Annotated in this window: 18 protein-coding genes and 3 pseudogenes; 13 read left to right on the forward strand and 8 right to left on the reverse strand. The window is 52.5% G+C overall.

The genetic code is table 11. From position 1 onward, the window contains the following. Positions 1–48 precede the first annotated feature (48 nt). From K1X80_RS18865 to K1X80_RS18875, 3 genes are all read right to left on the reverse strand, one after another. A complete protein-coding gene (locus tag K1X80_RS18865; RefSeq protein WP_220172413.1) occupies positions 49–4,569 on the reverse strand; it encodes a hypothetical protein in 4,521 nt (1,506 codons plus the stop codon). A gap of 325 nt (positions 4,570–4,894) precedes the next feature. Further along, positions 4,895–7,129: a ZirU family protein gene (locus K1X80_RS18870; protein ID WP_220172414.1), complete on the reverse strand. Its 2,235-nt coding sequence runs from the start codon at positions 7,127–7,129 to the stop codon at positions 4,895–4,897. Between the two features lie 174 nt (positions 7,130–7,303). Next, the gene (locus K1X80_RS18875; protein WP_220172415.1) at positions 7,304–7,732 is read right to left on the reverse strand and encodes a hypothetical protein; all 429 of its coding nucleotides are present in this window, start codon (positions 7,730–7,732) and stop codon (positions 7,304–7,306) included. A 444-nt stretch (positions 7,733–8,176) separates the two neighbouring features. Between K1X80_RS18875 and K1X80_RS18880 the strand changes: the two genes are divergently transcribed. After that, on the forward strand, positions 8,177–9,403 hold the full coding sequence (locus K1X80_RS18880) for a S9 family peptidase (protein ID WP_220172416.1): 1,227 nt from the start codon (positions 8,177–8,179) through the stop codon (positions 9,401–9,403). 145 nt (positions 9,404–9,548) lie between these two features. On the opposite strand, the pseudogene K1X80_RS18885 reads toward K1X80_RS18880, so the two are convergent. Next, positions 9,549–9,744, reverse strand: a pseudogene (locus K1X80_RS18885) (IS5/IS1182 family transposase); the annotation flags it as partial. Between the two features lie 227 nt (positions 9,745–9,971). Between K1X80_RS18885 and K1X80_RS18890 the strand changes: the two are divergent. The 6 genes and pseudogenes from K1X80_RS18890 (at position 9,972) to K1X80_RS18910 (ending at position 15,658) form a co-directional block, all read left to right on the forward strand. Further along, a complete protein-coding gene (locus tag K1X80_RS18890; RefSeq protein WP_128592925.1) occupies positions 9,972–10,574 on the forward strand; it encodes a hypothetical protein in 603 nt (200 codons plus the stop codon). A gap of 69 nt (positions 10,575–10,643) precedes the next feature. Then, positions 10,644–11,318, forward strand: a complete 675-nt coding sequence (locus K1X80_RS18895; protein ID WP_220172417.1) for a response regulator transcription factor — start codon at positions 10,644–10,646, stop codon at positions 11,316–11,318. A gap of 660 nt (positions 11,319–11,978) precedes the next feature. Further along, positions 11,979–12,380 (forward strand): hypothetical protein, encoded by a 402-nt coding sequence (locus K1X80_RS28265; RefSeq protein WP_258571527.1) that lies wholly within the window; start codon positions 11,979–11,981, stop codon positions 12,378–12,380. Beyond that, positions 12,266–12,935 (forward strand): annotated as a pseudogene (locus K1X80_RS18900) (hypothetical protein). The gene K1X80_RS28265 and the pseudogene K1X80_RS18900 overlap by 115 nt, the downstream one beginning before the upstream one ends. A gap of 296 nt (positions 12,936–13,231) precedes the next feature. Next, the gene (locus K1X80_RS18905) at positions 13,232–14,563 is read left to right on the forward strand and encodes a site-specific integrase (RefSeq protein WP_126588273.1); all 1,332 of its coding nucleotides are present in this window, start codon (positions 13,232–13,234) and stop codon (positions 14,561–14,563) included. A gap of 60 nt (positions 14,564–14,623) precedes the next feature. Next, entirely contained in the window at positions 14,624–15,658 is a 1,035-nt protein-coding gene (locus K1X80_RS18910) for a hypothetical protein (RefSeq protein WP_220172418.1), read from the forward strand. Between the two features lie 17 nt (positions 15,659–15,675). Here K1X80_RS18910 and K1X80_RS18915 read toward each other — a convergent pair whose 3' ends face one another. The 3 genes from K1X80_RS18915 to K1X80_RS18925 form a co-directional block, all read right to left on the reverse strand. Next, positions 15,676–16,776, reverse strand: coding sequence for an inovirus-type Gp2 protein (locus tag K1X80_RS18915; RefSeq protein WP_126588271.1), 1,101 nt, complete (start codon positions 16,774–16,776; stop codon positions 15,676–15,678). A gap of 362 nt (positions 16,777–17,138) precedes the next feature. Then, positions 17,139–18,596 carry a YfjI family protein gene (locus K1X80_RS18920; RefSeq protein ID WP_126588270.1) on the reverse strand — a complete coding sequence of 486 codons (1,458 nt, stop codon included), beginning with the start codon at positions 18,594–18,596 and terminating at the stop codon, positions 17,139–17,141. A 28-nt stretch (positions 18,597–18,624) separates the two neighbouring features. After that, positions 18,625–18,891: an AlpA family transcriptional regulator gene (locus K1X80_RS18925; protein WP_232925182.1), complete on the reverse strand. Its 267-nt coding sequence runs from the start codon at positions 18,889–18,891 to the stop codon at positions 18,625–18,627. A gap of 378 nt (positions 18,892–19,269) precedes the next feature. Between K1X80_RS18925 and K1X80_RS18930 the strand changes: the two genes are divergently transcribed. The 5 genes from K1X80_RS18930 to radC all read left to right on the forward strand — a co-directional run bounded on the left by K1X80_RS18930 (position 19,270) and on the right by radC (position 23,332). After that, positions 19,270–19,599 (forward strand): hypothetical protein, encoded by a 330-nt coding sequence (locus K1X80_RS18930; RefSeq protein ID WP_126588269.1) that lies wholly within the window; start codon positions 19,270–19,272, stop codon positions 19,597–19,599. A gap of 72 nt (positions 19,600–19,671) precedes the next feature. Further along, complete coding sequence (locus K1X80_RS18935) at positions 19,672–20,640, forward strand: DUF932 domain-containing protein (RefSeq protein ID WP_126588268.1); 969 nt, start codon at positions 19,672–19,674, stop codon at positions 20,638–20,640. Positions 20,641–20,749: 109 nt separating this feature from the next. Next, positions 20,750–21,754, forward strand: coding sequence for a YqaJ viral recombinase family protein (locus K1X80_RS18940; protein ID WP_126588267.1), 1,005 nt, complete (start codon positions 20,750–20,752; stop codon positions 21,752–21,754). Between the two features lie 106 nt (positions 21,755–21,860). Beyond that, positions 21,861–22,787: a hydrolase or metal-binding protein gene (locus K1X80_RS18945; RefSeq protein ID WP_126588266.1), complete on the forward strand. Its 927-nt coding sequence runs from the start codon at positions 21,861–21,863 to the stop codon at positions 22,785–22,787. Positions 22,788–22,834: 47 nt separating this feature from the next. Beyond that, entirely contained in the window at positions 22,835–23,332 is a 498-nt protein-coding gene (radC, locus tag K1X80_RS18950; protein WP_126588265.1) for a RadC family protein, read from the forward strand. A 74-nt stretch (positions 23,333–23,406) separates the two neighbouring features. Here the strand turns inward: radC and K1X80_RS18955 are convergent. After that, positions 23,407–23,613, reverse strand: a pseudogene (locus tag K1X80_RS18955) (inovirus-type Gp2 protein); the annotation flags it as partial. Between the two features lie 351 nt (positions 23,614–23,964). On the opposite strand from K1X80_RS18955, the gene rmuC reads away from it, so the two are divergent. After that, positions 23,965–25,884 (forward strand): DNA recombination protein RmuC, encoded by a 1,920-nt coding sequence (gene rmuC / locus K1X80_RS18960; RefSeq protein WP_198712534.1) that lies wholly within the window; start codon positions 23,965–23,967, stop codon positions 25,882–25,884. Positions 25,885–25,897: the final 13 nt, after the last annotated feature.

Below are 25,897 nucleotides of genomic sequence, written 5' to 3' on the forward strand. Positions count from 1 at the left end.
CACTTCAATAGATCGTTAGCAAACCCGGTTATCTCGCTTGAACTTCACTTATCTCGAACCAGCAATGCAGGCCACCTGCATGTTAGTCTCTGTATAGTTTTTGCTTCTATAGCCATTATTCATGTCGACAGCATAACCTTCTTCACTAGAGGGTTGATCATTGGCCCAATAATAGTACGCCGGAGCGTCCTCTGTGAACGGCCATCCGTAGATAGTGTTCATGATTTTATTACCCTGCGCGTTTTCCGAACCAGCCGGCGCAGCACCTGTTAAACGGGTAAATATCTGTTGTAAATCGCTTGATTCTGCCAATTTTCCTCCTCGGGATGCGCAAAAGTTTCTTGCTGCGTTCCATGACATCCGCTTCGCTTTTGGTTGAATGAACGGTCTTATCGCACTTGCGACAGGCCCTAGCGAGGCAGAAATTTTTTCTACGCCATTCAAGTTTGTCGTTGAAACCGGTGTCACTTTAAAGGTAATAGTCTCATTTTGATCGGCGAAGACTAGCTGGTAGGTTTTGTTGGTAGCCGTAGGAATGGCATTCGCAGCCCGGTACCATTGGATCTTATTCGTCACTCCGATATTGTTGCCAACGGGTTTAAATTCTGCCTCTAGGGTCTGACCGACCATGACGGTATATCCTTCGGAAGTAGGTCGCTTAATTTTCAGATCAGTGACACTAGGGGGGAGCTCTGTAGTAGCCATTACCTTGTTGCCAATCAACGGTACTTCCAGATTATTTTTAGGCAACATTGTCAATTCCACCACGCGACCAGAATATGTCGCCAGATCCAAGGGCGGCGACTGCACGGTGCCGTTACCAGTTACCACGTCCGTCGAATTGTCGACAGCCCCTTCTGTTGTGCCTACCAGGCCCCATGCATAGGTCGAACTATCCGACCCGCCGTTCGGATCATTGTAGGTATAGGTTGCTGTCAGTACCTGATTCTGATCCAGAATACCGCTGATGCTCAGCTTATCGATCTGCGGCTTCTTGGAGGAGTCGATCACTGTGCCGCCTGTGCCACCCGTCGAGTTCGCCGTCGTCTTGGTCTCCACATTGCCGGCTACACCAGCAAGGTTCTTCGCCTGCACCGACACTTCCAGCACCTGACCGGCATCGGTATCACGTAGGGTATAACCTGGCACCACACCGCTGTTGATGACCTTATCGCCGCTCGCAACACCATTGGCCGTCGAGTCTTTCACACCCCACTTATAGGTCGACGCATCAGCCGAGCCACTGCCGTTGGCATCGTATGTGTACTGACCCGTCAGGTTTTCACCCACATTCAGCTTGCCGTTGATCGTAAGGTCAGCGATGACCGGGGCGACGTTCAGGTTAATCACACCCCCTGCACCGTCACCGCCGGTGGTACCGGTCGAGTTCGCCGTCGTCTTGGTGTCCGTGTTGCCCACGGTGCCGGCCTGATTCTTCGCCTGCACCGACACTTCCAGCACCTGACCGGCATCGGTATCACGTAGGGTATAACCTGGCACCACACCGCTGTTGATGACCTTATCGCCGCTCGCAACACCATTGGCCGTCGAGTCTTTCACACCCCACTTATAGGTCGACGCATCAGCCGAGCCACTGCCGTTGGCATCGTATGTGTACTGACCCGTCAGGTTTTCACCCACATTCAGCTTGCCGTTGATCGTAAGGTCAGCGATGACCGGGGCGACGTTCAGGTTAATCACACCCCCTGCACCGTCACCGCCGGTGGTACCGGTCGAGTTCGCCGTCGTCTTGGTGTCCGTGTTGCCCACGGTGCCGGCCTGATTCTTCGCCTGCACCGACACTTCCAGCACCTGACCGGCATCGGTATCACGTAGGGTATAACCTGGCACCACACCGCTGTTGGTGACCTGATCGCCGCTCGCAACACCATTGGCCGTCGAGTCTTTCACACCCCACTTATAGGTCGACGCATCAGCCGAGCCACTGCCGTTGGCATCGTATGTGTACTGACCCGTCAGGTTTTCACCCACATTCAGCTTGCCGTTGATCGTAAGGTCAGCGATGACCGGGGCGACGTTCAGGTTAATCACACCCCCTGCACCGTCACCGCCGGTGGTACCGGTCGAGTTCGCCGTCGTCTTGGTGTCCGTGTTGCCCACGGTGCCGGCCTGATTCTTCGCCTGCACCGACACTTCCAGCACCTGACCGGCATCGGTATCACGTAGGGTATAACCTGGCACCACACCGCTGTTGGTGACCTGATCGCCGCTCGCAACACCATTGGCCGTCGAGTCTTTCACACCCCACTTATAGGTCGACGCATCAGCCGAGCCACTGCCGTTGGCATCGTATGTGTACTGACCCGTCAGGTTTTCACCCACATTCAGCTTGCCGTTGATCGTAAGGTCAGCGATGACCGGGGCGACGTTCAGGTTAATCACACCCCCTGCACCGTCACCGCCGGTGGTACCGGTCGAGTTCGCCGTCGTCTTGGTGTCCGTGTTGCCCACGGTGCCGGCCTGGTTCTTCGCCTGCACCGACACTTCCAGCACCTGACCGGCATCGGTATCACGTAGGGTATAACCTGGCACCACACCGCTGTTGATGACCTTATCGCCGCTCGCAACACCATTGGCCGTCGAGTCTTTCACACCCCACTTATAGGTCGACGCATCAGCCGAGCCACTGCCGTTGGCATCGTATGTGTACTGACCCGTCAGGTTTTCACCCACATTCAGCTTGCCGTTGATCGTAAGGTCAGCGATGACCGGGGCGACGTTCAGGTTAATCACACCCCCTGCACCGTCACCGCCGGTGGTACCGGTCGAGTTCGCCGTCGTCTTGGTGTCCGTGTTGCCCACGGTGCCGGCCTGATTCTTCGCCTGCACCGACACTTCCAGCACCTGACCGGCATCGGTATCACGTAGGGTATAACCTGGCACCACACCGCTGTTGGTGACCTGATCGCCGCTCGCAACACCATTGGCCGTCGAGTCTTTCACACCCCACTTATAGGTCGACGCATCAGCCGAGCCACTGCCGTTGGCATCGTATGTGTACTGACCCGTCAGGTTTTCACCCACATTCAGCTTGCCGTTGATCGTAAGGTCAGCGATGACCGGGGCGACGTTCAGGTTAATCACACCCCCTGCACCGTCACCGCCGGTGGTACCGGTCGAGTTCGCCGTCGTCTTGGTGTCCGTGTTGCCCACGGTGCCGGCCTGGTTCTTCGCCTGCACCGACACTTCCAGCACCTGACCGGCATCGGTATCACGTAGGGTATAACCTGGCACCACACCGCTGTTGATGACCTTATCGCCGCTCGCAACACCATTGGCCGTCGAGTCTTTCACACCCCACTTATAGGTCGACGCATCAGCCGAGCCACTGCCGTTGGCATCGTATGTGTACTGACCCGTCAGGTTTTCACCCACATTCAGCTTGCCGTTGATCGTAAGGTCAGCGATGACCGGGGCGACGTTCAGGTTAATCACACCCCCTGCACCGTCACCGCCGGTGGTACCGGTCGAGTTCGCCGTCGTCTTGGTGTCCGTGTTGCCCACGGTGCCGGCCTGATTCTTCGCCTGCACCGACACTTCCAGCACCTGACCGGCATCGGTATCACGTAGGGTATAACCTGGCACCACACCGCTGTTGGTGACCTGATCGCCGCTCGCAACACCATTGGCCGTCGAGTCTTTCACACCCCACTTATAGGTCGACGCATCAGCCGAGCCACTGCCGTTGGCATCGTATGTGTACTGACCCGTCAGGTTTTCACCCACATTCAGCTTGCCGTTGATCGTAAGGTCAGCGATGACCGGGGCGACGTTCAGGTTAATCACACCCCCTGCACCGTCACCGCCGGTGGTACCGGTCGAGTTCGCCGTCGTCTTGGTGTCCGTGTTGCCCACGGTGCCGGCCTGGTTCTTCGCCTGCACCGACACTTCCAGCACCTGACCGGCATCGGTATCACGTAGGGTATAACCTGGCACCACACCGCTGTTGATGACCTTATCGCCGCTCGCAACACCATTGGCCGTCGAGTCTTTCACACCCCACTTATAGGTCGACGCATCAGCCGAGCCACTGCCGTTGTCGTCATAGCTGTACACGCCGGTCAGGGCTTCACCGATGCTCAGCTTACCCACGATGTTCAAATCAGAGACCACCGGCTTCGCCGCTGGATCACCGTACACAGTTGTCTCCAGGCTTGCGACTTGGCCCACGGACGGCTCGGAGCGCGCAGGGTCGGTCCTAGGCGTGACCTCTACGCTCAGCCGTTCGCCTGGACGATCACCGTTGCTCTCAGCCACGGTGTAACTGAACGCAGTTGCGCCTTGAATAGGTTGACCATCGCGCAGCCATTGCACTGTGGTCCCTTGCTCCAAGTCCCCATCCAGGTCGCTAAAATCATAGGTCAGCGTAACGGTGTCGCCAAATGCCGGTATCAGCTTGTCAAACGCAAGGTTACTGGCGACCGGGGCTCGCCCGTTAATCCGAGAAGTGGGCTCGGAAGTGTATTTTTCCGCATACACCGGCACACCGTACATAAATTGCGATGCAATCAATATTCCAGCGGTGATCTTGTTTCTGAATAACTTCATGAGCGCTATCTAAACCTGAAAAAGAGAATTCGAATATTCAAAAGACCAAGCACCGAGAAGACGCTCTGCGCGGCAGAAGACTGCTATCGAACGTCCACTGCTCTGCCTACGCATCCGCGGCTTACGCGCCTGGCCACCACACCTAGGTTAAAAACAAGATCCGTAACAAGCCGGGCATCCGGTGACATCCCGCCATTTGCCCACCCACCACAGCAGTTGCAGGGCCACTGCCACGGCACAGATGTCCCTGGGACAAAGCCTCATAACCCTTCATCTGTACCCTTCAGCGCGTCCAGTGAACCCGTGACCGCAGTGAATGCGTCATCTAGGGCGTGACTTTTTGGGATTCAACCGTCACCCGAACCCGCTTGAGTTGATACCCCGGTTGGATTGTGAAGGTTTGTCCCGTCGCCCCTGCCACATCGACATACACGCCGCTGCCTGGGGTGGTTTCTTCTTCCCATTGGTAGAGGAAGCTACTGGCACTACAACTAGTGGCACACACCACCATCGCAGTGAGTACGTCACCCACCAAAGGAACACCATTCAACGTGTTGCCGGCGTGGTCCTGAATGATCACTACCGGGATCTGTGTATCAATTGAGCTGGCCGTGTTCATGCTGGAGGTATTACCGATAATTCCAGCACCGTTTTGCGCGGTAACCTGAAACGTCAACACGCTGCCAACGTCGGCACCGTCGAGCAAATAGGTGTTATCAGTCTCGGTATGGCCGCCGTTAAGCCAAACCATTGTTGATTTGTCGGTGGGCTCACCGCCGTTAGATGTAAAGGTATAGACCCCCGTTAACGTCGAACCCACGCTGAGGCTGCCATTGATGGCCGTTACATTAACTGCCGGCACCAAGGTATTGGGAGTTACGGTGACGGTATAACTGGCTGAACCGAAAACTTTACCGGCTCCATCGTGTTCAACGGCAGTAATGGTCACCGTACCAAGCACCAGAGCACTCAACACACCGGTCACGGAGTCGACGCTCAGTGCCAGTGGGTCAGAGGATGAGTAGGTCACCAAACCTTGGCGCCCGCCTTGAACACGCATACCAGGATCACTGGTTCCCACCATCATGCTCATGTTACTCAGCGCAAAGGTCAGCGGCGCATACTTGTCTTTTTCCTGATACTCAAGAACGATGTTGTAGTTGCGATTGACGATATCGGTCTTGGCTTGTGCCAGTGGGCGTAGGGCAATAGCTTTTTCCGGATCAAGCAATTCATTGAGTGATTTATCGAAGTCCCAAGTCAGCCCCATGCCCAGCTCCCAGCCCCCAAGGCCACCGGTAACTTTGGTATGTTGAGCGTTCAAGTTAAGCAAAGGGATCGGTTGATACTTGGCACCCAAGGTATAGCCTTTAGGATTTTTTTCCGTCTGACTACGGCTACCTGAGACGTCGACGCGGTCGCCCTGCCACTGGAAGTATTTACCAGAGAGCGACAGCTGTTGAATGCCGGGCATCGCGGTTTCCACATTAGCGTCCCAGCCCTTAGCGGCACGTTCCTGAAGGAAGCGGGTGTCTGGATTACTGTTCAGCCGATGATCGTTGGAGTGTTTCCAGCCGCTGAGTGGGGCGTAGTAGTTAGCCGAGAAGCGCGCCTGATCGGTCCAGGCTTCGCCTCCGATGCCGCCACGGGTGTGGTTGCGAGACATGTCCTGATCGAGAAAGCCGTTTACCCCCAATACCCAATGCGGGTCCACTTGCTTGCGATACCCCAGTCCGACGTTGGCCAGATTGCGTTCGCCAAAGGTGCGTGCGCCTATTTGAGCGAAGACAATGTCGATGTCACGCTCGTACAACGGCTGGAGGTAATCCAGCGAGTAGCCGACCTGGCCGCTGTTGACGTTGGCCTGGATTCCGACCTTAGCGGTGCCATTGGCGCCGAGGAACTTCTCGATCTCGCGAGACGCACCGCCGGTCACCCCGCCCATGGCACGCTGAGTCAGCATCCCGGTTGGGTCTGCGCCTTTTTTCTGGTTGGCCCCCAACAGTTGGGCAGCACCCACCACCTCCTGCGCTAAGGCACTGGTCAGTTGATCCTGTTCTTTGAGCTGTGCCGCACTCAGCTTGCCATTGCCTGCAAAGCCCACCGGACCGGGCACCAAAATGAAGTCGCCTGCCTGGAGCGTGGCCAGTTTGCTGGCCAGCATAACCTGCCCGTTTAAGGCTGAAAGTTCACGAGTGGAACGGTTAAATTTTCCGGCAACTGCGGCCAGGGTTTCACCGGGCTTGAGTTGATAGACGAGGTAATTGCTATACAGCCGTGCCTCACCCTGCGGACTATAAGGTACTAGTACCGAGCTGGATGACCAGCCGTAGGCTTTAAATTGTTCGCGCAATGATGTCAATGCACTGACCGGCAGAGAAAAGCGTTCGGCAATAGCTTGTAATGTCTCACCTTGAACCGGTGGGTAGATAATGTATTGCAGAACTTGCTCTGCCGCGACAGTTTTCTGATAAGGCGCAGCCACCGACGAGGCGATATGACCTGTAAAGAACAGCAGGGTCAAATAGGTGAACGCTTTTTTATTTTGAAAGAAAATCATTAAACTCTACCCAAGAAAAATCTATCAAGCGAGCACCCAAAGGTGCAGGCCTCCTTAATAGTCCAACACTTGGACTTCATTGCTTACTTTCAGTGGCTGCACAGTGAAGCGCAGTTATGCGCCAACAATGAAATGGCGCAAGAACCAAAAACACTCATTTAACATTTTATGATTTTAATTCTCTCGAGCGGCGTTACACTTCTCGCGCTCTTCGCCAATGCGTCCATCCAGGATGGCCTGATTGGCATCCTTGGCCGTAACAGCAAACCCTTGTTCATCAAAAGCGCCCATCTGCAGTCGATAGCTGGAAAAACGTTCGATAACCGGAACGCGAAACGGCTGCTCCTCACCGGGAGCTAACAATCCAAACGTATAGAGAATGCTTGCCTTGGGGTGACATTGGGTCGCTATAGGCGTAATCACCAGATACCCTTGAGTAATAGGCGCATCCCCTACATTAACAAGGGTGCCGCCGACCTCCTGGGTCTTACCGTTGCCAATGCCCATGTGAAACTTCACCTGCAACTCAGGGGCAGCCCATGTAAGCGAGGCATATGCAGCTGTAATTGCTATAATCACCCGAAAGTAAATTTTCAATTTCATCACCTTTCAAACTTTGACACCAATAATGGACTAGTTTCGGCAAACACAGTGCAAGACAGAAGCTCAATTAATGTGAATTCACCACTTCTCACAGGCTCGTGCACAAACCGGCTCGGAAACATTACTTTCCCCGAAAGTATTGTAGGACAATGATTCCTGATTACCACTGACCGTCGACAGGAAGAACGGACACTCCCTGCTGAGAGCTCTGCTCTTTAAGAGGCAGCATTTCGAGCGAGCGGGTCAATTTTCGGTTACTGGAGTGGCCGCGATAGAAATCGGGGGGGGGCGGTTAAAAAAGAAACCGTCGCTTAGGGATGCTACGACCAACTTGCCGCCACTTTTCGGCAAGTTGATCGGAGCGTCCATAAAAATCGAGAGACATCAAAAGATAATATTTATTTCCAATATCAAAAATCTTGAACACCAACACAAGGAAACCCCATGAACCACCTATACAAACTAGTGCATGCAGTGACACTTATTTTTTTTCTACTGCCATTGGCAACAACTGCTCAGGCAAAAAGCACACAGACATTAACAGTGGTTTCATCCGAAGTAAAACTTGAATTGATTGGGTATTGGTCCCCGAACAAGCTTAATAATATTCTCCAGCAGCTTGCGCCTGAATTTTTCGGTGTCACTGTGAAATACTCACCTGCAACAAACGGCGTAAGCTTGTATAGAATAACCTACCCTTCAGTTATACCAGAGCGTGGCAATCAACCCACTATAGCCACAGGACTACTTGCAATACCAGATATAGATTCTTCTAACCTTTCAATTGTTTCTTATCAACACGGCACAGTCTATGGCAAGCAACAAGTCCCTTCTTTTCCCGAGCAATCGACTGAAACGGCGCTAATGATTGCTCAGTTTGCCGGGCAGGGTTATATCGTCATAGGTGCAGATTACTTTGGTTTGGGAAAATCCACTGAGCCAGAAGGTTATATGGTGAAGGCTAGCCATCAGCAATCCAGTTACGATATGTTGGTCGCCAGTAAAGCAGTCCTTAGCCATATGCAAATCAATACACGTAATTTATTTTTAGCTGGCTGGTCACAAGGCGGCTTCGTCACGATGGCCTTTCTTGAAAAGTTAGAAAAGGCAAACATCCCCGTGCAGGCAGCAGTGACTGCCAGTGCACCAACTGATATTTTCATAACGCTGAGTGGTTTTCTAAACTTCCCGAGAGCCAACGATGCCGACTGGGTACCTACGTTATTTATTCTCTCGAGCTTTTCATTTGAACACTATTATGGAATCCCTGGCTTGGCTAGATCAATAATAAATGAAGACTATTTTGAAGTTTCTCGCAAAGCGTATGAGAGGCAGCAGTACGACCCAGCCGACATACCCACGGACTTACGGAAGCTAATTAAGAAAGAATATTTTAACTCTCAGTTTTTTGCAGCATCGGCTTATGGCCGATTAATTGCTGACACACAAGCCTACCGATGGGTGATTAAAAGCCTAGTGAAAAATTATTATGGCGAAGCTGATGAGGCGATTACTATCGGCCTGGGCAGATTACCGATGGTCTATCAACAAGCCATAGGAAATGGCAACCCACAGGTAGAGGCAATTTCGACAGGGCTAACCACTCACCGTGGTACATTTGCTACTGCAGTACCACTATGGAAGATAGTATTCGACGACAAAAACCATTAAGGAGGCGCCGAGTAATTAATCCGTTCACGCCGCCCTCCATTTCCAGGCCGTCCTTTTTCAACCCATCGGTCTTACTCTGGGTTTCTGAGGGCGATTTCTGCCCTCATTTTGCTGATTCGCGGGCTCATCTCGCTTTCAGGCGGTTTTATCCCGTCGCCCGTTGCAAAAACCGTTTGGCCAGCAGCAAATTGGCCAACCCAAATAGACTGAACAACTTTGCGCTGTATTCTTTTCAGCCCACGGTAACGAACCTTGCGTTGGTTGAAGCGCACCTTGATCACCGGAAAGGGGTTCTCAACCTTGACACACAGTTGCGCCTTGCCGTCTTCAATCTTGCGTTTGCTGATGAGGCAATAGACGTGGCCCCGTGGCACGCCAGACGACAGGCCCGCTCCGTTCTGGTGGTTCCGGATTCCAGCAGCGCATTCCAAAGAATAAACTTGGCTCTTCAAACAATCGTTTGATCTGGTTCAGTTAAGGTACAGCAGGGGTTCAGCGGGTATTCAGGACGGGGGACATAACCTTGCTTCATCCCCCACAGCGCACTCAGCGCATTAGGAATTTCCTCATGACCTCCTTAAAAAAATTGCTGCTGACCTTCACCGTACTGGGCGCCAGTGCCACGGCCCAGGCGGAGACCACTAACTTCGCTGGCCTGACCTATGGCCAGACCAGCAACCAGGTCAGTAAATCCAAGTCACTAAACGATAACCTCAACCACCCAAGCGCCGACGGCATAATCCACAAGGACCACACCTTTGGTCTTCGCGTCGGCCGTCAAAGCGACGACAGCCGTTACTACGCCACCTATGACAACGTGTCGGGTTCGCACCATGCGTATAAGCAGCGTCAGGAAAACCTGCTCGGCAGCTACGACCTGTTCTTGCCGGTGGGCAAAGATACCAAACTGTTCGGCGGTGCCTCGGCCGGCCTGACCAAAGTCAGCCAGGAATCGTCCGGCTTCAGCCGCGACACCAATATCGGTTACACCATCGGCGCTCAGGTAGGTGTACTGCAGCAGGTATCGCAAAACACCTCGGTGGAACTGGGTTACCGCTACCTGCGCACCAACGCCAGTACCGAACTGAACGAGCACGGCGGCAGCAAACAGGGTTCGATGAAACTCAACAGCAGCGCTCAGACCTACCTGGCGGCCAACTACGCGTTTTAACCAGCGTCCGACGTCAAGCTGACGAGGTACATCGGTGTGCCTCGTCAGTAGGTTTCCAAGGAGAGCGTCATGAAATTGCTGGTCGTTGAAGATGACGCGTTGTTGCGTCATCACCTGCACACGCGCCTGACCGAGAGCGGTTACCTGGTTGAAGCCGTGAGCAACGCCGAAGAGGCGTTGTACCGGGCTGAGCAATTCAACCATGACCTGGCGCTGATCGACCTTAGCCTGCCGGATATGAGTGGGCAGGAACTGATCCGCCAGCTGCGCACCCGGGGCCAGCGTTTTCCAGTTCTAATCCTCACCGCGCGCTGCAATTGGCAGAACAAGGTCGAAGGTCTGGCCGCCGGGGCCGATGATTACCTGGTCAAACCCTTTCGGTTTGAAGAGTTGGACATACGGCTGGCTGCCTTGCTGCGCCGCACCGGCGGGTTTACCCAGTCGACTCTCGTCGCCGGACCGCTGTCGCTCGACCTTAATCGCAAGCAGGCGGTTCTCGATGAGCAGCCATTGGCCCTAAGCGCCTACGAGTACCGCATCCTCGAGTACCTGATGCGCCATCATCAGCAGGTAGTGGCCAAGGAACACTTGATGGGACTCTATCCGCAAGACGGTGAGCGCGATCCGAATGTCATCGAGGTGTTGGTGTACCGACTGCGGCGCAAAATCGAAGGCCGGACCGGCTTTAAGCCGATCGACACCGTGCGCGGCCACGGTTACCTGTTCACGCAGCGTTGCACATGATGGGCTCGCGGCGCGTAGGATGGATGCTCGTAGCCGCCCTGCTGGCGGTGGCGTCCCTGACCTTATTGATGCCCGTTACGGGCGAGATTCTTGGCTGCTTGGCGATTATGGCGGTGGCGGCGTTTATCATCACACTCTGACAGCCCAAGTAGCCGCCCGCTAAATATCGAGATTGCCACGTATGGTGACGGCTAAAAACCATGGCCACCACCATTTTTGCGCTATTTCTGGCGGACTGCAGCGGTGAAGAACAGGCGTTTCGAGAAGTCCATGTAACCACAGCGAGTAGATGCGCCTGATCGTTAGTGGCTTCCTGAATGACAATCGTGATTCGCCGGGCGTGAGCCTCAACATCGGCCCCGAAGACGTGACTTTTTGAAGGCCGCGTTGGATCGAGCCAACGTGATGGCGGGGCTCGGTGAATGACCGGTGTAATAGCGTCGCGAACTTGTCCATCAGCGCTCACTGGGGGCGAGCACTCCATTCAATCCGCTCACAGGTCCACCGGCACCACCTTTGTGGCCCGCTAGCTGACGTCGACAGAGGCGGTTAACCGTCCTACGCCGCGCCACCAAGATTCGCGGAGCGCCGAACTCAAAACCAAGTAACCCCTCCCCCCTTCAATCAATCCACCCGGCAACGGCGTGGCGAGGCATTCCTATGGCCAACACAAAGCTGGCGCCAGCCCTAGAGACCGCGCCGCGTTTCATTCGGGCGATGCACGCACCTGCTTATCTCGGCATGTGCCGGGAAGAACTCAAGAACACCGTGCGCCCCCACGTCCGCGAATTCCCCATTGGGAAACAGGGCGTTGCCTTCGACCGTCATGAACTGGACCAGTGGGCAGACGCCTACATCGAAGCCAAGGCGATTGAAAAGCAGACCAATCAGGACAACAATCCGCCCCGCAGTGGGCGCCAAGGAGCAAAACAATGGCGCGAAAAACAATGTCGGGCCTCTACGAGAGGAGCAGGATTGGGCACATCGACAAAGTCGTCAGAGGTTGCCGACTTCAAGAACGCACTGGAGCAAGCGAGAGGGAAGAAGCCGAGCAGTACTTGATCCATCGGCTGGAAAGCGTGCCGATGATTTCAATGATGGGGGAAAAGAAATCCAGCAGGAAGCCTTACCCCCTGTCATGGGATGAGCAGTCAATGCTTTTGGCCGAGCTGCCGGACCACCTGTTGAGGATGGCCCTCTCTAAAGTGAACACCGGCTGCCGGGAACAGGAAGTCTGCAAATTGCGATGGGATTGGGAAACACGAGTGCCGGCGTTGAACACCAGCGTGTTTCTGATGCCTGCCGGGTTCGGCGGGCGAAGTGTGAGAAAGCCGGGGTGCGCGCAGCGGACAAGTGGGAGAAGACCCACCAGGCGCCGGCACACCCTGGGTTCAGATCAATCAAGATTCACGACCAAACACACCTTTGGCAGAAGGCTACGTGCAGTAAGCGTGACAGAGGAAGATCGTAAAGCGTTGTTGGGGCATAAGAACGGCAGCATTACGAGCCACTATTCTACCCCGGAGGTGCAACATCTGATTGAAGCTGAGAACAAAGTATCTGCATACTGACTCTCGCGGGCCGACGCTGACAATCTTGAGGAGAAAAACGGGATGAGCCCCCGCAAAAGTCCCTACGCATGAAAAAGCCCAATCTTTTCAGATTGGGCTAAGTCATTGAATTATATGGTCGGGACGGAGTGATTCGAACACTCGACCCCTAGCACCCCATAAAGGTGAACCGTATTCCAAACCAGTCTTAATAAATCCAACAAAATCACCTAAAGCACTGTATTCATTGGATCATTACAGTTTACACAGTCCAACCGCTTCCGATAGCATTCTACCAAAGCCAGCGAGAAACGGTGACCCAACGGTGACCATCTAGAGCCTGGCCTTTCTGGGGAAGCGAAAGTGGCGACGATCACCGACAAACAGATGAACGCAAAACCAGCCAAACCTACCTGGCTGATCGAGGATGCCCCTCGCGGCTGCGGCCGATTCATGGCACGTCTTCGCCCAGATGGCGAGCGCCTGTTTTACTTCAGGTATACCGACACCAGCGGTGGAAGGGTGTTTCTGCCCATAGGTGCATATGACGCCACTGGTACTGATGGGCTTACCCTTAAGGAAGCAAGAACTAAAGCTGGAGAGTGGTCACGCCTCTACCAAAGTGGAACTCGCAACTTACGTGAACATCTGGATGCCGAGGAAGCTGCCCGTATCGCAGCCCGAGATGGTGAATTGGCACGACTCACCGCCGAGAAAGCAGAAGCCGAAGCCGAGCAAGCTCGCCAGGCGGCACGCAAGACTGTTACCGACCTATTCGAGCACTGGGCTAGGGTTGATCTCATCAACCGCAAGGACAAGGGTGCAGAGGCTCGTCGGATGTTTGAAAAGGACGTTCTGCCCTTCTTGGGCGACTTGGCTGTCGCTGATGTGAAAAAGGGTCATATCACCGAGGTTACAGATGCCCTCCTCGCTCGCGGTGTAAACCGTATGGCTAAGATGGTTTTTTCGCTTATGCGCCAAATGTTCCGCTTTGCCGTAGACCGCGACCTGATCGAGCACGATCCCAGCGCCAGTATTCGAAAAGCTAAGATAGGTGGCAAAGACACCGAGCGCGATCGAGTGCTGAGTGATGATGAAATCAAGCTGCTTGCTAAGAAAGCCCCTGATGCGGGGCTGCAGGTCACCACCGAAGCTGCAATCTGGATTGCCCTATCGACCTGCTGTCGAATTGGTGAGCTCCTGAGCGCCCGATGGGAGCATATCGATCTAGAGCAAAGCACTTGGCTGATTCCGTCCGAACATAGTAAAAACGGTAAACCGCACAGCATCATCCTTTCAGACTTTGCCATTAGCCACTTCAAGCGCGTAAAGCAGATTAATAGCCTGTCACCTTGGTGCTACCCGAACACCTACATAACTGACCATGTATGCCCTAAAACGGTAACCAAGCAGTTGGGAGATCGCCAGCGCCTTCCGGAGCAAGGCTCCATGAGCCGACGTAGCGCCAAAGCCCAAGCACTGTTGCTACCAGGCGGAAAGTGGACGCCTCATGACCTGCGGCGTACAGGCGCGACGATTATGACTGCTATTGGTGTGCTTCCTGAAGTGGCTGAACGGTGCCTCAACCACACAGAGGAAAACAAGGTAAAACGCACTTATCAGCGTCATAGCTATGCTAAAGAAATGGCGGAGGCTTGGGAAGTTCTCGGCAAGCATTTATCCAGCCTGATATAGACAGCCACTCCAACCGCCCTGAGAAAACACTAGCACCGCTACACAAGGACACGATTACAAATGAAAAACAAAGGGCTTATTATATCAGTAACTGAATTTCTTGAGGAGCACAGCATCTCCGAAAGTGAATTCAAAGACAGAATTGAAAAGCTGCAGATCCCCCTTCTATGCCGCTGCCCAAGAACGGTTGCAGTTCATGTATCCGGCTCGGTTATCATTCTAAATGACAATGAGCCAAAAACAGCACAAAGCCTATCAAAGCAGCATAAAGTTACGCTTTTTTGCGCAGATCACGATTATCACTCAAAAGTAGATTTAGACATAAAGTTTCTTTCCATAAGCGTCACCGACTGGGAGGAAATAGCAAACTATGGCGAGCTTTCAAAATACAACTTCAACCTCTCCGCTTTTCATGAACGCGGAAAAGGCCTCGCGCAAGCATCGGCACATGAGTTGTTAAAGACAAGCTTAAAACCACTTCCAGCCCTGATAATAGACTCAGCTTTCTTTATCACCTCAAGAAATTCACCCGACAAGCTGGAAGAAATAATAATTAGAAAGACTGACATATTCATAAGAAAAGAGAACTCAAATAGAATCCTTGAAACAATAGCAGACACCGACAAAGTACAGAAAAATATCGAGCGCCAAGAATGGGAATCAGACAACCTTTTCGAGTTAAACAAAGCCTCAGATGAATTCATCCCCGAAGCAAATATCGCCTCACAGGAAGAGCGAAAAGAACTTATCGATAAAATAAAAAAACACCTAGAGAAAAAATACAACTCAGCTGGAAAAGACGTATTCGAACAATCCGCCTTCGCAATATTACCCGACAAGCACTACCATAAAATAAAGTCAACAAAGATGCCAATTGGCGAAGCCTTAACTAAATACCCAGAACATGCATCCACCGCACTAATTCTTATCAATGAAGCGGCAAAACACTTCTGGCAAGAGAGTCAAATAACAATTCAAAAAGCTCCAACTAAAAGAACAGTCATGATAGAAGCTCTAAAAAGCTCAGACTGGGGGTTCACGGCAAAGCTGGCTGCCGCAGCAGCTACCATCATCAGCCTAAAGTCCAGAAACTAATAGGCCATGAGACATGCCTAGATGGCCACGTGAGGAGCCGCCTGATCAGGCCCAGGGGCTCTGGGACGCCCTCTCTTCACAGACTTCAGCTTAGGCATATTTCCTCTGAAAAATGTTCTACCGCTTTCAGGGGATAGGCGTATCCAATAATCCACCTTGGTCAGGTAGGACGCCACCCTATTCTTCAAAGCGCTTACCCTGTCCAACTGATTAAAACTGATCATACCTATTCCAAGATATCTATATTTATCCTTGACTGCATTACAATTGAAATAGCGTCCTGCTCCCGCCGTAATTGAGTCTCGCCAATACTCACCAACAATTCTAGCCAGAACCCCATCCTGGCGATGATTTGATCCATTATAAAAAAGTAACAAATGAAAGTGAAACCCCTTTAGCTGACCATACTCCAGCTTACAAGCAAACCCTAACAACCCATCAACTGGAATCCCCTTGTGTAGATCTTTCTGCATTTTTGCCCAATGTACCTTTACCTTTTTAACATCGCCATAAAAATCCTCACGACCACTTACAAAGCCTGACTGATAAGACAAATCAACACGCACAACAAGCATCCTAGAGCGCTGGGCAAAAAGAGCGTCTATATAACCTTCCAAGCTGTTCACTCGCTTAAAGGACGCTTTACGGAATCGTTTCAAAACGGCTTTAAAAGCATCACTGGACAGCTCCAACCGTGCAAACTCTACGAGATCATTCATTAGACCTAAAAAAGCCTCAGCAGCTCCACTGCGTAAAATCCGCCAGACTCTGAGCGAATGAAGATCATCAACTCGATCAACACATCTGAAAAAAACCTCCACATAAGGATTAACTTCATGAGAGGGGAAGTACTGTTCAAGCATTCCTTTCCCCCTCCTTAGCTTGTCAACAAAATAGCGACCAAGCCTCTCAGGCTTAACCTTTACCCCGTCGCGCTTACAAGTAAATGAAGAGAATAAATACCCCTTGCTACCAGCAAGCTCACACATTAACTTCTCAATAGATCGCAACTCCAACACCAAGCTTTCCTCTACCCTTAAAACAGGAAGCCCTCCGACTTCCTCAACCATAAGATCTAACGCGCCTCCATTATCGATCCAATCAACTTCATCTATCACTCACTGATTCCTCAAGAAGCCAGCAGCATGGCTTTGGGGAGCCATGTTGCTGACAAATGATCAGTTGACATCACAACCGCCAACTATTGCATGATTAATTTAATTAACCAACTAACCAGCTAACTAACTAACAAACTAACTAACTAACTAACTAACTATTAGATAATTATTTTAATTAAACCAACAATCAAACTACAAACCTAACAACTTAATTAAATAGTAATACATAATCAAACAATAGACACCTTGAACATGCACCTTATAAAAACGAGAGAAACAAACTCACGCAACTCGTAAACACCTAACACCAAACATCAAAAACAACCAAAAAAGTTAGTACCCCAAGAAGAGCCTGGCATCATCTACACACCACCCTGCCAAGGACAGAGATCGACATAAACAGTTTTATCACCAGGATAATTCGAAATCCGGATAGCACCGTTATTTACTAGTCGCAAAAGAACATACTCAAGAGCAGATTTCTTTCTAAACTTCCCAGGCCCGCATTGCAAAATATAATTTTTCTTAACAAACCGTTTACCCACCTTACGAAAATTATCTAGCCAGCAATTTAATTCCTGCTCTTCATCATTCTCTTTAGAGTTCTGCCCAAACAACTTTATAAACTCATTGGAGTACCATTTAGCAAGATCCGTTGCCACCTGCAAGGTTGACGTCGAAATATCACCCTCAAACCCTTCAAAACAATGAAGCAATGCAGCCAACCTAGAAATCACCTCCATTAACTTTGAGCCATGATCACCTAGTCCATAAAGTATTCCACCCGCACACATCCTTGACTCAATATCGTTCGCAATCTCCACCCAAAGCCGAGCCGCTTCGGAGTCGAATCCGATCACTTCTTTTTCTTTTTTATTTCCTCTGAAACAAATAAGTCCCGCCTCAAGAAAGTGCTCCAACCGCGAGGCAAATTGTGTTTGATGATACCAGGACGGTGCCTGAGTGCTTACATACCTAGTCCCCTGTGTTGAAGCTGGGTGACAGATTAGAAAACGCGCCCACAAACCAGACCCCCTAGACACCCCGCCTTTATGAGCCATGTACTTCGAAAATACGCTTTCCTGAACCATAAGAGAGACTGTCAGCCGCGCGTCAACAAGTTCAAAGCTTTCCGCCGTCTTACGATCAATTGTGATTGAGTCACCACTCCAAATGGCATTTTGCTTTGATAGGTCATTGAAGGCGCGCCCTTCTAAAACACCGCCACCTTCACTTGAAATCAAACCAGCCGTAGGTAAATTTTCGTACATCCCATGAAACAAAGCCTCAGAGGTTGAGTCTTCATACAAAATCTTAAATTCTTTTGGTTTAACTGGAGCTTCTTTCTGTAAAGCCAATAGGACCTTCTCCTCTTCGTCAGCAGGAAGACCTTTTGATGCTTTTTTCATAATCGCTTTTAATATTCCATTACGTCGAACCGTCCAAGTATCGTACTTAATCTTCCACACTGACTGACTCTCCCTCACCTCCTCGCACTGCTTAGCCTGAAAGGCTCTAATCGGCTTCAAGAAAACATTCTCAACCGTTGACTTCCTTTCACCCGAGTCAGCAATAGCAAGAAGCATCAGAGAGGTCGGACCGACCTGACCATTAGGTTTACGAACATCTACATCGCCCTGCAAGACAGCAGAAATCGCGGTTAGGGCCGCATTTTGAATCAATCCCCGTGGGGCCTGAATATTTGCTTGAGCCTCATTTATTGCAGCATCCAACAAGGGAAACTGCGACAAACTCGGATATGAATCATCTCCGAAATAAGATTTTTTTTCATTTTGTTGCCTAAAAAAATTAAAATACATAAATCACCACAAATACAAGCAACTAATATCAAACAACCATTGCAGATATAATTTCCGCCATTGAGCCTTGACTCTGCCTAGACAGCCTCACATATTCTTCCATCCACGAATTTATTTCGCTTTCAATCCATCGCACAGATGTTTTCCCAACACGTATCTGCCTTGGGAATTTCGCATCATAATGTTTAGAGCCCACCTTAAGCTTGTTATAAATAGTTGACCTAGAAAAACCTGTTCGTTTTAAAACATCTTTCAAGCGAAGCATAACCAATGTTTCTGATTTTTCATTAAACATCATTGCACCCTTTAGGACTGGACGAGGCAATCCTATAAGCAGCAACTCAAATCTCAAAGAACGTGAGCGTAACGCTTGCTAACGTTACGCTTTTGGAGCTCACCACTTTGACAGACAGCAACTCTGCACTCCTTCAAAACAGAATGCCTCTCCCCCTTAGCCAGCACTATTCCAGCTATTAATAGCTAAAATAGCAGCCCATAACGCCAAACCTCACATTCAGATACCGCCCACTACGTCCCTCGCGGAGACGTTGTTTCGGCAAGCCTCATTCAAAAAAATCTCAGACCTATATCACCCAGATGAACGCTCAACGATGAGCGCGTCATTCAGCATTTCTGCGTGATACGTGGACTCAGTAATAAGAGAGGAATTTTTATGTATACGCCTTGCCCAAGCTGCAACTCTGGTCGTGTGATTACTAAAAATGTGGGTAAACAAGCGGGTGGTTTGATTGGTGCAGCAGGAGGTGCGGCCAGTGGGGCCGCTGGAGCACTAACGGGAGCGGAGGCCGGTGCCGTACTGGGCGTGGTCGGTGGGCCGGTCGGGATCGCCATTGGCAGCATTGCCGGGGCGCTGCTGGGCGGTCTGTTTGGCGGAGTGGCTGGCGGGATCGCGGGGGCCACGCTGGGCGAGCAGATCGATGAGAAAGTCCTTCACAACTATCAATGCCTGGCGTGCGGTTACAGCTTCAGCGTCAACCGTTAAGTCGTTGTGAACAGGCGTCGCTTGTCACTGACAACGACGCTCTTCTGCATTCATTCGCAAGGAATCATTCCCATGGCTCATCTCGTTGAACAAATGGCTTACGTTGGCGCCACTCCTTGGCATGGTCTGGGCAGTCGCCTTTCCCCGAAACAACCGCTCGAAGTCTGGCAGCGTGAAGCGGGTATGGACTGGAAGATCCAAGACAGCCCCGTTCATTTCAAATCCGAGAGCATCGGTGCACTGGGTTCAATTCACACCTTCCCAGAACAGAAGGTGCTGTACCGCTCCGACACCAAGGCCCCGTTGTCGGTGGTCTCCAACCGCTACCAGGTTGTGCAACCCCGTGAAGTACTGGAGTTCTACAGGGATCTCACTGAAGTTTCCGGCTACGAGCTGGAAACCGCTGGAGTGCTCAAAGGCGGTCGCAAGTTCTGGGCTCTGGCCCGTACTGGGCAAGGCACGGCGCTGAAGGGCAACGACGAGGTGAATGGCTACCTGCTGCTTGCCACCTCCTGTGACGGCACCTTGGCCACCACCGCCACTCCGACCACCGTGCGGGTAGTCTGCAACAACACGTTGACCATTGCCCTGGACGGTACGACAAAGGCGATCAAGGTGCCGCACAACACCCGCTTTGATCCCAATGCAGTGAAAAAGCAGCTGGGTATCGCCGTCTCACAGTGGGACGAGTTCATGTACCGAATGAAAAATCTGGCTGAACGCAAGGTGCAGTGGCATGAAGCGATGGGCTTTTTCATGAACGTGCTGTGTGACGTAACCCCCCATAGCAAACTGCCCGAAGTCCTGCCGAACGAGCGCGCGCTGCGCAAGGTTCAAAGCCTGTACGAAGGCGGCGGTCGCGGCGCCACGCTGGAATCGGCCCAAGGAACTGCGTGGGGCTTGCTCAATGCTGTGACCGAGTATGTCGATCACGAACGCAGGGCTCGTAGTAACGAATACCGCATGGACTCTGCCTGGTTCGGTCAAGGTGCACAGATCAAGCAACGGGCGCTGGAGGCTGCGCTACAACTTGCAGCTTAGCCCCTGTTTTCGCTGTCTTCATCAACCTCACCCCCTTCTCATTCTTCTCACTCCTTAAAACGCCTGGTAAGCCTCGTGCTGGTCGGGCGTTATGCCTCAGGAAATGATCATGAGCACTCAATCGCTGCAAAAATTCAGTACTAAACCCCGTCCGGCGTTGCGCCTGGTGGGTACCCAACAACTGCCGCGTGAGGACTGGCTGGCCGTGCGCAAGCTAGGTATCGGCAGCTCGGATGCGGCCGCTGCCGTCGGGCTTAACCCGTACAAGTCCCAGCTGGAGCTGTGGATGGAGAAAACCGGGCGTGATGAATCACTGCCCAAGCTCGATCCGCAAGACGAGGAAAGCCCGGCTTACTGGGGCAACATTTTGGAGCCTATCGTGGCTGCGCATTACACCAAGCGTAGCGGTCACCGGGTGCGACGGATCAATGCCGTGCTGCAACACCCGGCTCCGCAGTTGAACTGGATGCTGGCCAATATCGACCGTGAGGTGATCGGCGCATCAGAAGTGCAGATTCTCGAATGCAAAACCGCCGGCATAAACGGCGCACGCCTCTGGAAGGAGGGTGTGCCCGAGTATGTGCAGTTGCAAGTCATGCACCAGCTCGCCGTCACCGGCAAGCAGGCCGCTGATGTGGCGGTACTGCTCGGTGGTCAGCACCTGGAAATCCATCGCATTGAACGCGATGAACCACTGATTGCTCGGCTGATCGACCTGGAGCGGTTGTTCTGGGATTACGTCGTCAGTGATACCCCGCCGCCGGCAGACGGATCTGCCTCGGCGGAGCAGGCGTTGCGCTGCCTTTATCCGCAGGACAGTGGGCAAAGCCTGGACTTCAGCCATGACACGCGGCTCTGTACGACCTTTACCGAACTACAGCGCGTGCGAAAATCGATTGCTCTGCAGGAGAAGCAGGAAGCTCAGCTCAAGCAAACGTTGCAACAGGCCATGGGCGATGCCAGTCGGGCGATCTTCGCAACTGGCTACATCACTTGGAAGAAAGCCAAAGACAGCGTGGCCCTGGATATCCCCCGTCTGCTGAAAGAAAAGCCCCATCTGCAAGTGCGCTACTCGACCACCAAAACCGGCAGTCGACGTTTTCTGCTGGCCTGAACGTTTGTTCGCTCCTCCCTTATTCCCATGCCCTTTCTCTCCAACGCCCCCCTGGCCGTTTGCGCGGTCTCGGTGGCGTTTTTATTTCAGATACAGGAGAACTCTCATGCTCAAAGGTTTAGCCATCACGCCCCCGATTTTGGGCCGCATTTCCATCGGCAAGGTCGTCGAAAAGAACGGCAAGCGTCTGCCGGAAAAGGACGATCAATTCACCCTCACCTCCCAAGTACAGAGCCGCGAGGGCTGGTTACTGCATCCACTCAACGAGGAGCTGCGCAATGGCCAGGACGGCAAGCTGCGCAGCATTCCGATCCGGCTGCTGTTCAACGAGCCCGACCTCAACTTTCGGGCTGACTACAGCCTGTTCGACCGCACTACAGGACGACTACTGTGCGTCGGTAATGGCGAGACCTGCAAGCGCTTGACCAAGGACGGCATCCAGTCGTTGCCCTGCCCTTCACCGGATAGCTGTTCACTGGCTCAAGGCAATGCCTGCAAGCCTTACGGCCGGCTGAACGTGGTGATTGGCGATGACGATCCGCTGGGCAGCTTTGTTTTCCGTACCACGGGCTACAACAGCATCCGTACCCTGGCGGCACGCCTACATTACCTACAAGCCATTTCCGGAGACCGTCTCTCCTGTCTGCCGCTGGAGTTGCGTCTTCGCGGCAAGTCCACCCGCCAAAGCCACGGCACGCCGATTTTCTACGTGGACATCACGGTGCGCAGTGGGCTGAGCCTAGAAGACGCCTTGCTGGAAGCCAAGCAACTGGAGGAAACCCGGCAAGCCGCAGGCTTTGATCAGACCGCCTTGGATCACGCGGCACGACAGGGCTTTAGCAACGGAGCCTTTGAAGACAGCGATGAGGACACCGGGGCCATCGTCGAGGAGTTCTTCCCCACAGCAGAAGATCAGACCAGCAAGGCAGAAGCCGCTCCCAAACCAGCGCCCCCTGCCAAAACCTCACTGGTACAAAAGCTGGAATCCAAATCCCTCCAAAGCGGCAGTGACCACTCTGCTCGCGCCCACTGATCACACTTCCAACCTGACCCAATGTCTTCCAATTCAAGAGAACCCCCATGAAATATCACAAGCTCAAAGCAGGTGAGACGACCGGCACCTATGTCATGGAATCACCGGTCACCGAGGCCGACATCCTACAGATGGCTCAACAACTGGCAATGAGTCGTCTGTCTAAAGGCCGGGCACTGACTGAGCCCAAGCAGGTCTTCAGCCACCTGCAAACACTGCTGCAGTACCACGAGTACGAAGTCTTTGCTTTGCTACTGCTCGACACCAAGCACCGGGTAATAGGCTTCAGGGAGCTATTCCGAGGCACGTTGGATGGGGCGTGCGTGTACCCACGGGAAGTGGTCAAGATCGCTCTAGAGCACAACGCCGCGGCCGTAATTATGGTTCACAATCATCCCTCCGGCGATCCGGAGCCAAGTCAAGCTGATCGCACGCTCACCGCCACCCTCAAGAACGCTTTGAACATGGTCGGTATCCGGATATTGGATCATGTCGTGGTGGGCCATGAAGGCTGCGTGTCGTTGGCTGAACGAGGTTACCTGTAGCCCTTATGGTCACACCGTCCGATAGACTGCTCTTGGCTGATGCCAGGGCGGTCATCGGCACGGTACCCAATCACTTATTTTTTGTCGTAATTCAGCGTTTGACTTCGGCTGCAGCCAAAGCCATGGCTGCCATCCACAAAGACCTTAGTAGCCGACTTGCAGAGATAACTTGTTCGGTGGAAGAGGACTGCCTGTCCAGCCAGGTCGTCACGACGCAGGTGATAGAACAGGTTGATGGGGATCTCGACCAAACCGCTGACGGCCTCTACAGATACCCATAGCGTTGTTGCCGTCCTTTCGTGAGCTTCATGCTCGCCCCAGGGAGGCATGGCAGTTGTCCCGGTAGAGTTGGTAGAGGCGGGTGATGTTGCTTGTATGGGCTGCAGCTGGGATAAACAGGAGCGATGCTCCACCAAGACATCCAGCTTAAGTTACAGGCTGCATGTCCGGTGCAGAAACACTGTATTCCTAAACAGGTAAAGAAACCGCCCGGATCATTAGGCTAACTGAAGTCCCGTGGGGAATTTCAGTAGCGTTTCGCATTAGATCAAGCTCGATTTGTTGACAGTTCTCAGCAGACGCGCAACGTGCCATCATTTTGCAATCCAATCCAGCGATAAAAGGATGTACCGATGGCACAGCAGTACCTCAACCCTGCCCTGATCGGGCTCCTCAGCTTACTGTTTCTGGGCATCGGCTTCTGGATCAATAGCCGTATCGCAGCAGGCAAGCTGGCCCAACAGTTTTCCGAGCTGCAAGCCAGTCATCAGGCTGAACACCAGCAATTGCTGAACGATGTCGCGCTTGCGCGGCAACGCGAGCAGCAAATGCTCCATGAGCAATCGGAACATCAACATGAGCTGAAATTGGCCGTTGAGGCATTGGCTAACCATCGAGAAATCGAAAAGCAGCTCAGCATTCAGCTCAGCGAGTTCAAGACTTCGCTGGAAGCTGAGAAGCAACGTACGCTCGATAAGGTGCAGCAACTCGCAGAGGCCGCCACCCTCACTGAAAAACACAGTACGGAAACGAACCAACTCCGGTTGCAGCTCGGCGAATTAAAACAGGAGCTTGGGCAAGGCCAGGAGCAGACACGGCAGTTGGATGAGCTGAAACAGGCGCTGACGCAGCTGCAAGCGCGTTTTGAAGCAGCTCAACTACAACTGCAAAAACAAGGTGAGCATCTAGGGCAAAGCGCGGAACAAGCGCATCAGCTCCTGGAGGTAAAAACCGCCAACAAGGACCTCCAAAGTCGCCTCGACAATACCCAGGAAGAATTTAAAAAGCAGCGCGAACAGTTGGGACAGGCAGCAGAACAAAAGGACCAACTGGACACGCTACGCAACACATTGGCCCAACGAGACAAAGAACTAGGCACTACGCGAGAGGAGCTCAGCCTTGCGAAGCAGAGTCTTGCCGAAATAAATATGCGCCACCAGCGCGACCAGCACTCAGCTGCAGAGAAACTGCAGTTATTGGAAGATAACAAGGTTCAACTCAAGCAGGAGTTTCAGAACCTTGCCAATCATATTTTCGACAGTAAACAGCAGAGCTTCTCTGAGCAAAGCCGCCAAGGGCTGGACACTCTACTAAAACCGTTCAAGGACCAGCTCGAGTCATTCCGTCAGCGGGTGGATCAGGTTCACTCCGATACCGTGCAGGGCCAAAGCTCGATGAAAAGCGAGCTGGTCAAGCTGATGGAATTAAACGTCCAGATCACAACCGAAGCGTCAAACCTTACCAAAGCGCTCAAGGGTGACAAAAAACTTCAAGGCACCTGGGGCGAGCAAAAGGTAGAGATGCTGCTTGAGCAGGCAGGGCTGCGCAAAGGGTTCGAGTACCACCGCGAGGCGAACTTCAAGGACGACGATGCAGGAAACAATCGACCAGACTTCGTGGTCAATTTGCCCGAAGGCAAACACATCATCATCGATAGCAAGATGTCGCTAGTGGCCTACACGGAGTACGTTTCCGCCGAAACCGACGAAGATCGCACCAAAGCCCTGTCCGCACACGTTCTGGCTTTGAAGAACCACATCAACGGATTGTCCGATAAGAAATATACAGACCTTAACGGCATCAACTCTCCTGACTTTGTGTTTTTATTCATGCCGGTTGAGCCCGCATATTTGGTCGCGGCCGAGCACAGTCCGGGGGTATTCCAGGCTGCATATGAAAAACGTATTGCGATAATCACCGCCACCACACTGCTGCCGGTTCTGAGGGTCGTATCGAATCTGTGGAGCATCCAGCGTCAAAACAGCAGCACGCTGCAACTCGCAACGATGGCAAGCAAGGTTTACGACAAGTTGCGCATCTTCGTGGATAAAATGGACAAGCTCGGTAATCAGATCGCTACGGTGCAGAAAAGCTACTCCGAAAGCGTCAATACTCTGAAAGGGGATCACGGAAGCCTGGCCAAGACCGTGGACAAGTTCGTCGCTTTGGGCGTCACGGTCTCCAAGCGTCTACCAGCATCAGCTGTGGGAAACGATGAAGAGATGGAAAGCGACTTGGCAATACTTCCGGTGGAAAGCGCGGCCAATACCTAACGTAAACAGTGAG

The sequence above is a fragment of the Pseudomonas sp. So3.2b genome, from assembly GCF_019464415.1.
Taxonomy (GTDB): domain Bacteria; phylum Pseudomonadota; class Gammaproteobacteria; order Pseudomonadales; family Pseudomonadaceae; genus Aquipseudomonas; species Aquipseudomonas shahriarae.

Excerpts from the sequence above, each read along its gene's own strand:
- rmuC (WP_198712534.1), top strand. The coding sequence starts at position 23,965 with ATGGCACAGCAGTACCTCAACCCTGCCCTGATCGGGCTCCTCAGCTTA.
- K1X80_RS18935 (WP_126588268.1), top strand. The coding sequence starts at position 19,672 with ATGGCTCATCTCGTTGAACAAATGGCTTACGTTGGCGCCACTCCTTGG.
- radC (WP_126588265.1), top strand. The coding sequence starts at position 22,835 with ATGAAATATCACAAGCTCAAAGCAGGTGAGACGACCGGCACCTATGTC.
- K1X80_RS18920 (WP_126588270.1), bottom strand. The coding sequence starts at position 18,596 with ATGTATTTTAATTTTTTTAGGCAACAAAATGAAAAAAAATCTTATTTC.
- K1X80_RS18875 (WP_220172415.1), bottom strand. The coding sequence starts at position 7,732 with ATGAAATTGAAAATTTACTTTCGGGTGATTATAGCAATTACAGCTGCA.
- K1X80_RS18895 (WP_220172417.1), top strand. The coding sequence starts at position 10,644 with ATGAAATTGCTGGTCGTTGAAGATGACGCGTTGTTGCGTCATCACCTG.
- K1X80_RS18865 (WP_220172413.1), bottom strand. The coding sequence starts at position 4,569 with ATGAAGTTATTCAGAAACAAGATCACCGCTGGAATATTGATTGCATCG.
- K1X80_RS18930 (WP_126588269.1), top strand. The coding sequence starts at position 19,270 with ATGTATACGCCTTGCCCAAGCTGCAACTCTGGTCGTGTGATTACTAAA.
- K1X80_RS18910 (WP_220172418.1), top strand. The coding sequence starts at position 14,624 with ATGAAAAACAAAGGGCTTATTATATCAGTAACTGAATTTCTTGAGGAG.
- K1X80_RS18880 (WP_220172416.1), top strand. The coding sequence starts at position 8,177 with ATGAACCACCTATACAAACTAGTGCATGCAGTGACACTTATTTTTTTT.
- K1X80_RS18945 (WP_126588266.1), top strand. The coding sequence starts at position 21,861 with ATGCTCAAAGGTTTAGCCATCACGCCCCCGATTTTGGGCCGCATTTCC.
- K1X80_RS28265 (WP_258571527.1), top strand. The coding sequence starts at position 11,979 with ATGGCCAACACAAAGCTGGCGCCAGCCCTAGAGACCGCGCCGCGTTTC.
- K1X80_RS18890 (WP_128592925.1), top strand. The coding sequence starts at position 9,972 with ATGACCTCCTTAAAAAAATTGCTGCTGACCTTCACCGTACTGGGCGCC.
- K1X80_RS18940 (WP_126588267.1), top strand. The coding sequence starts at position 20,750 with ATGAGCACTCAATCGCTGCAAAAATTCAGTACTAAACCCCGTCCGGCG.
- K1X80_RS18870 (WP_220172414.1), bottom strand. The coding sequence starts at position 7,129 with ATGATTTTCTTTCAAAATAAAAAAGCGTTCACCTATTTGACCCTGCTG.
- K1X80_RS18925 (WP_232925182.1), bottom strand. The coding sequence starts at position 18,891 with ATGTTTAATGAAAAATCAGAAACATTGGTTATGCTTCGCTTGAAAGAT.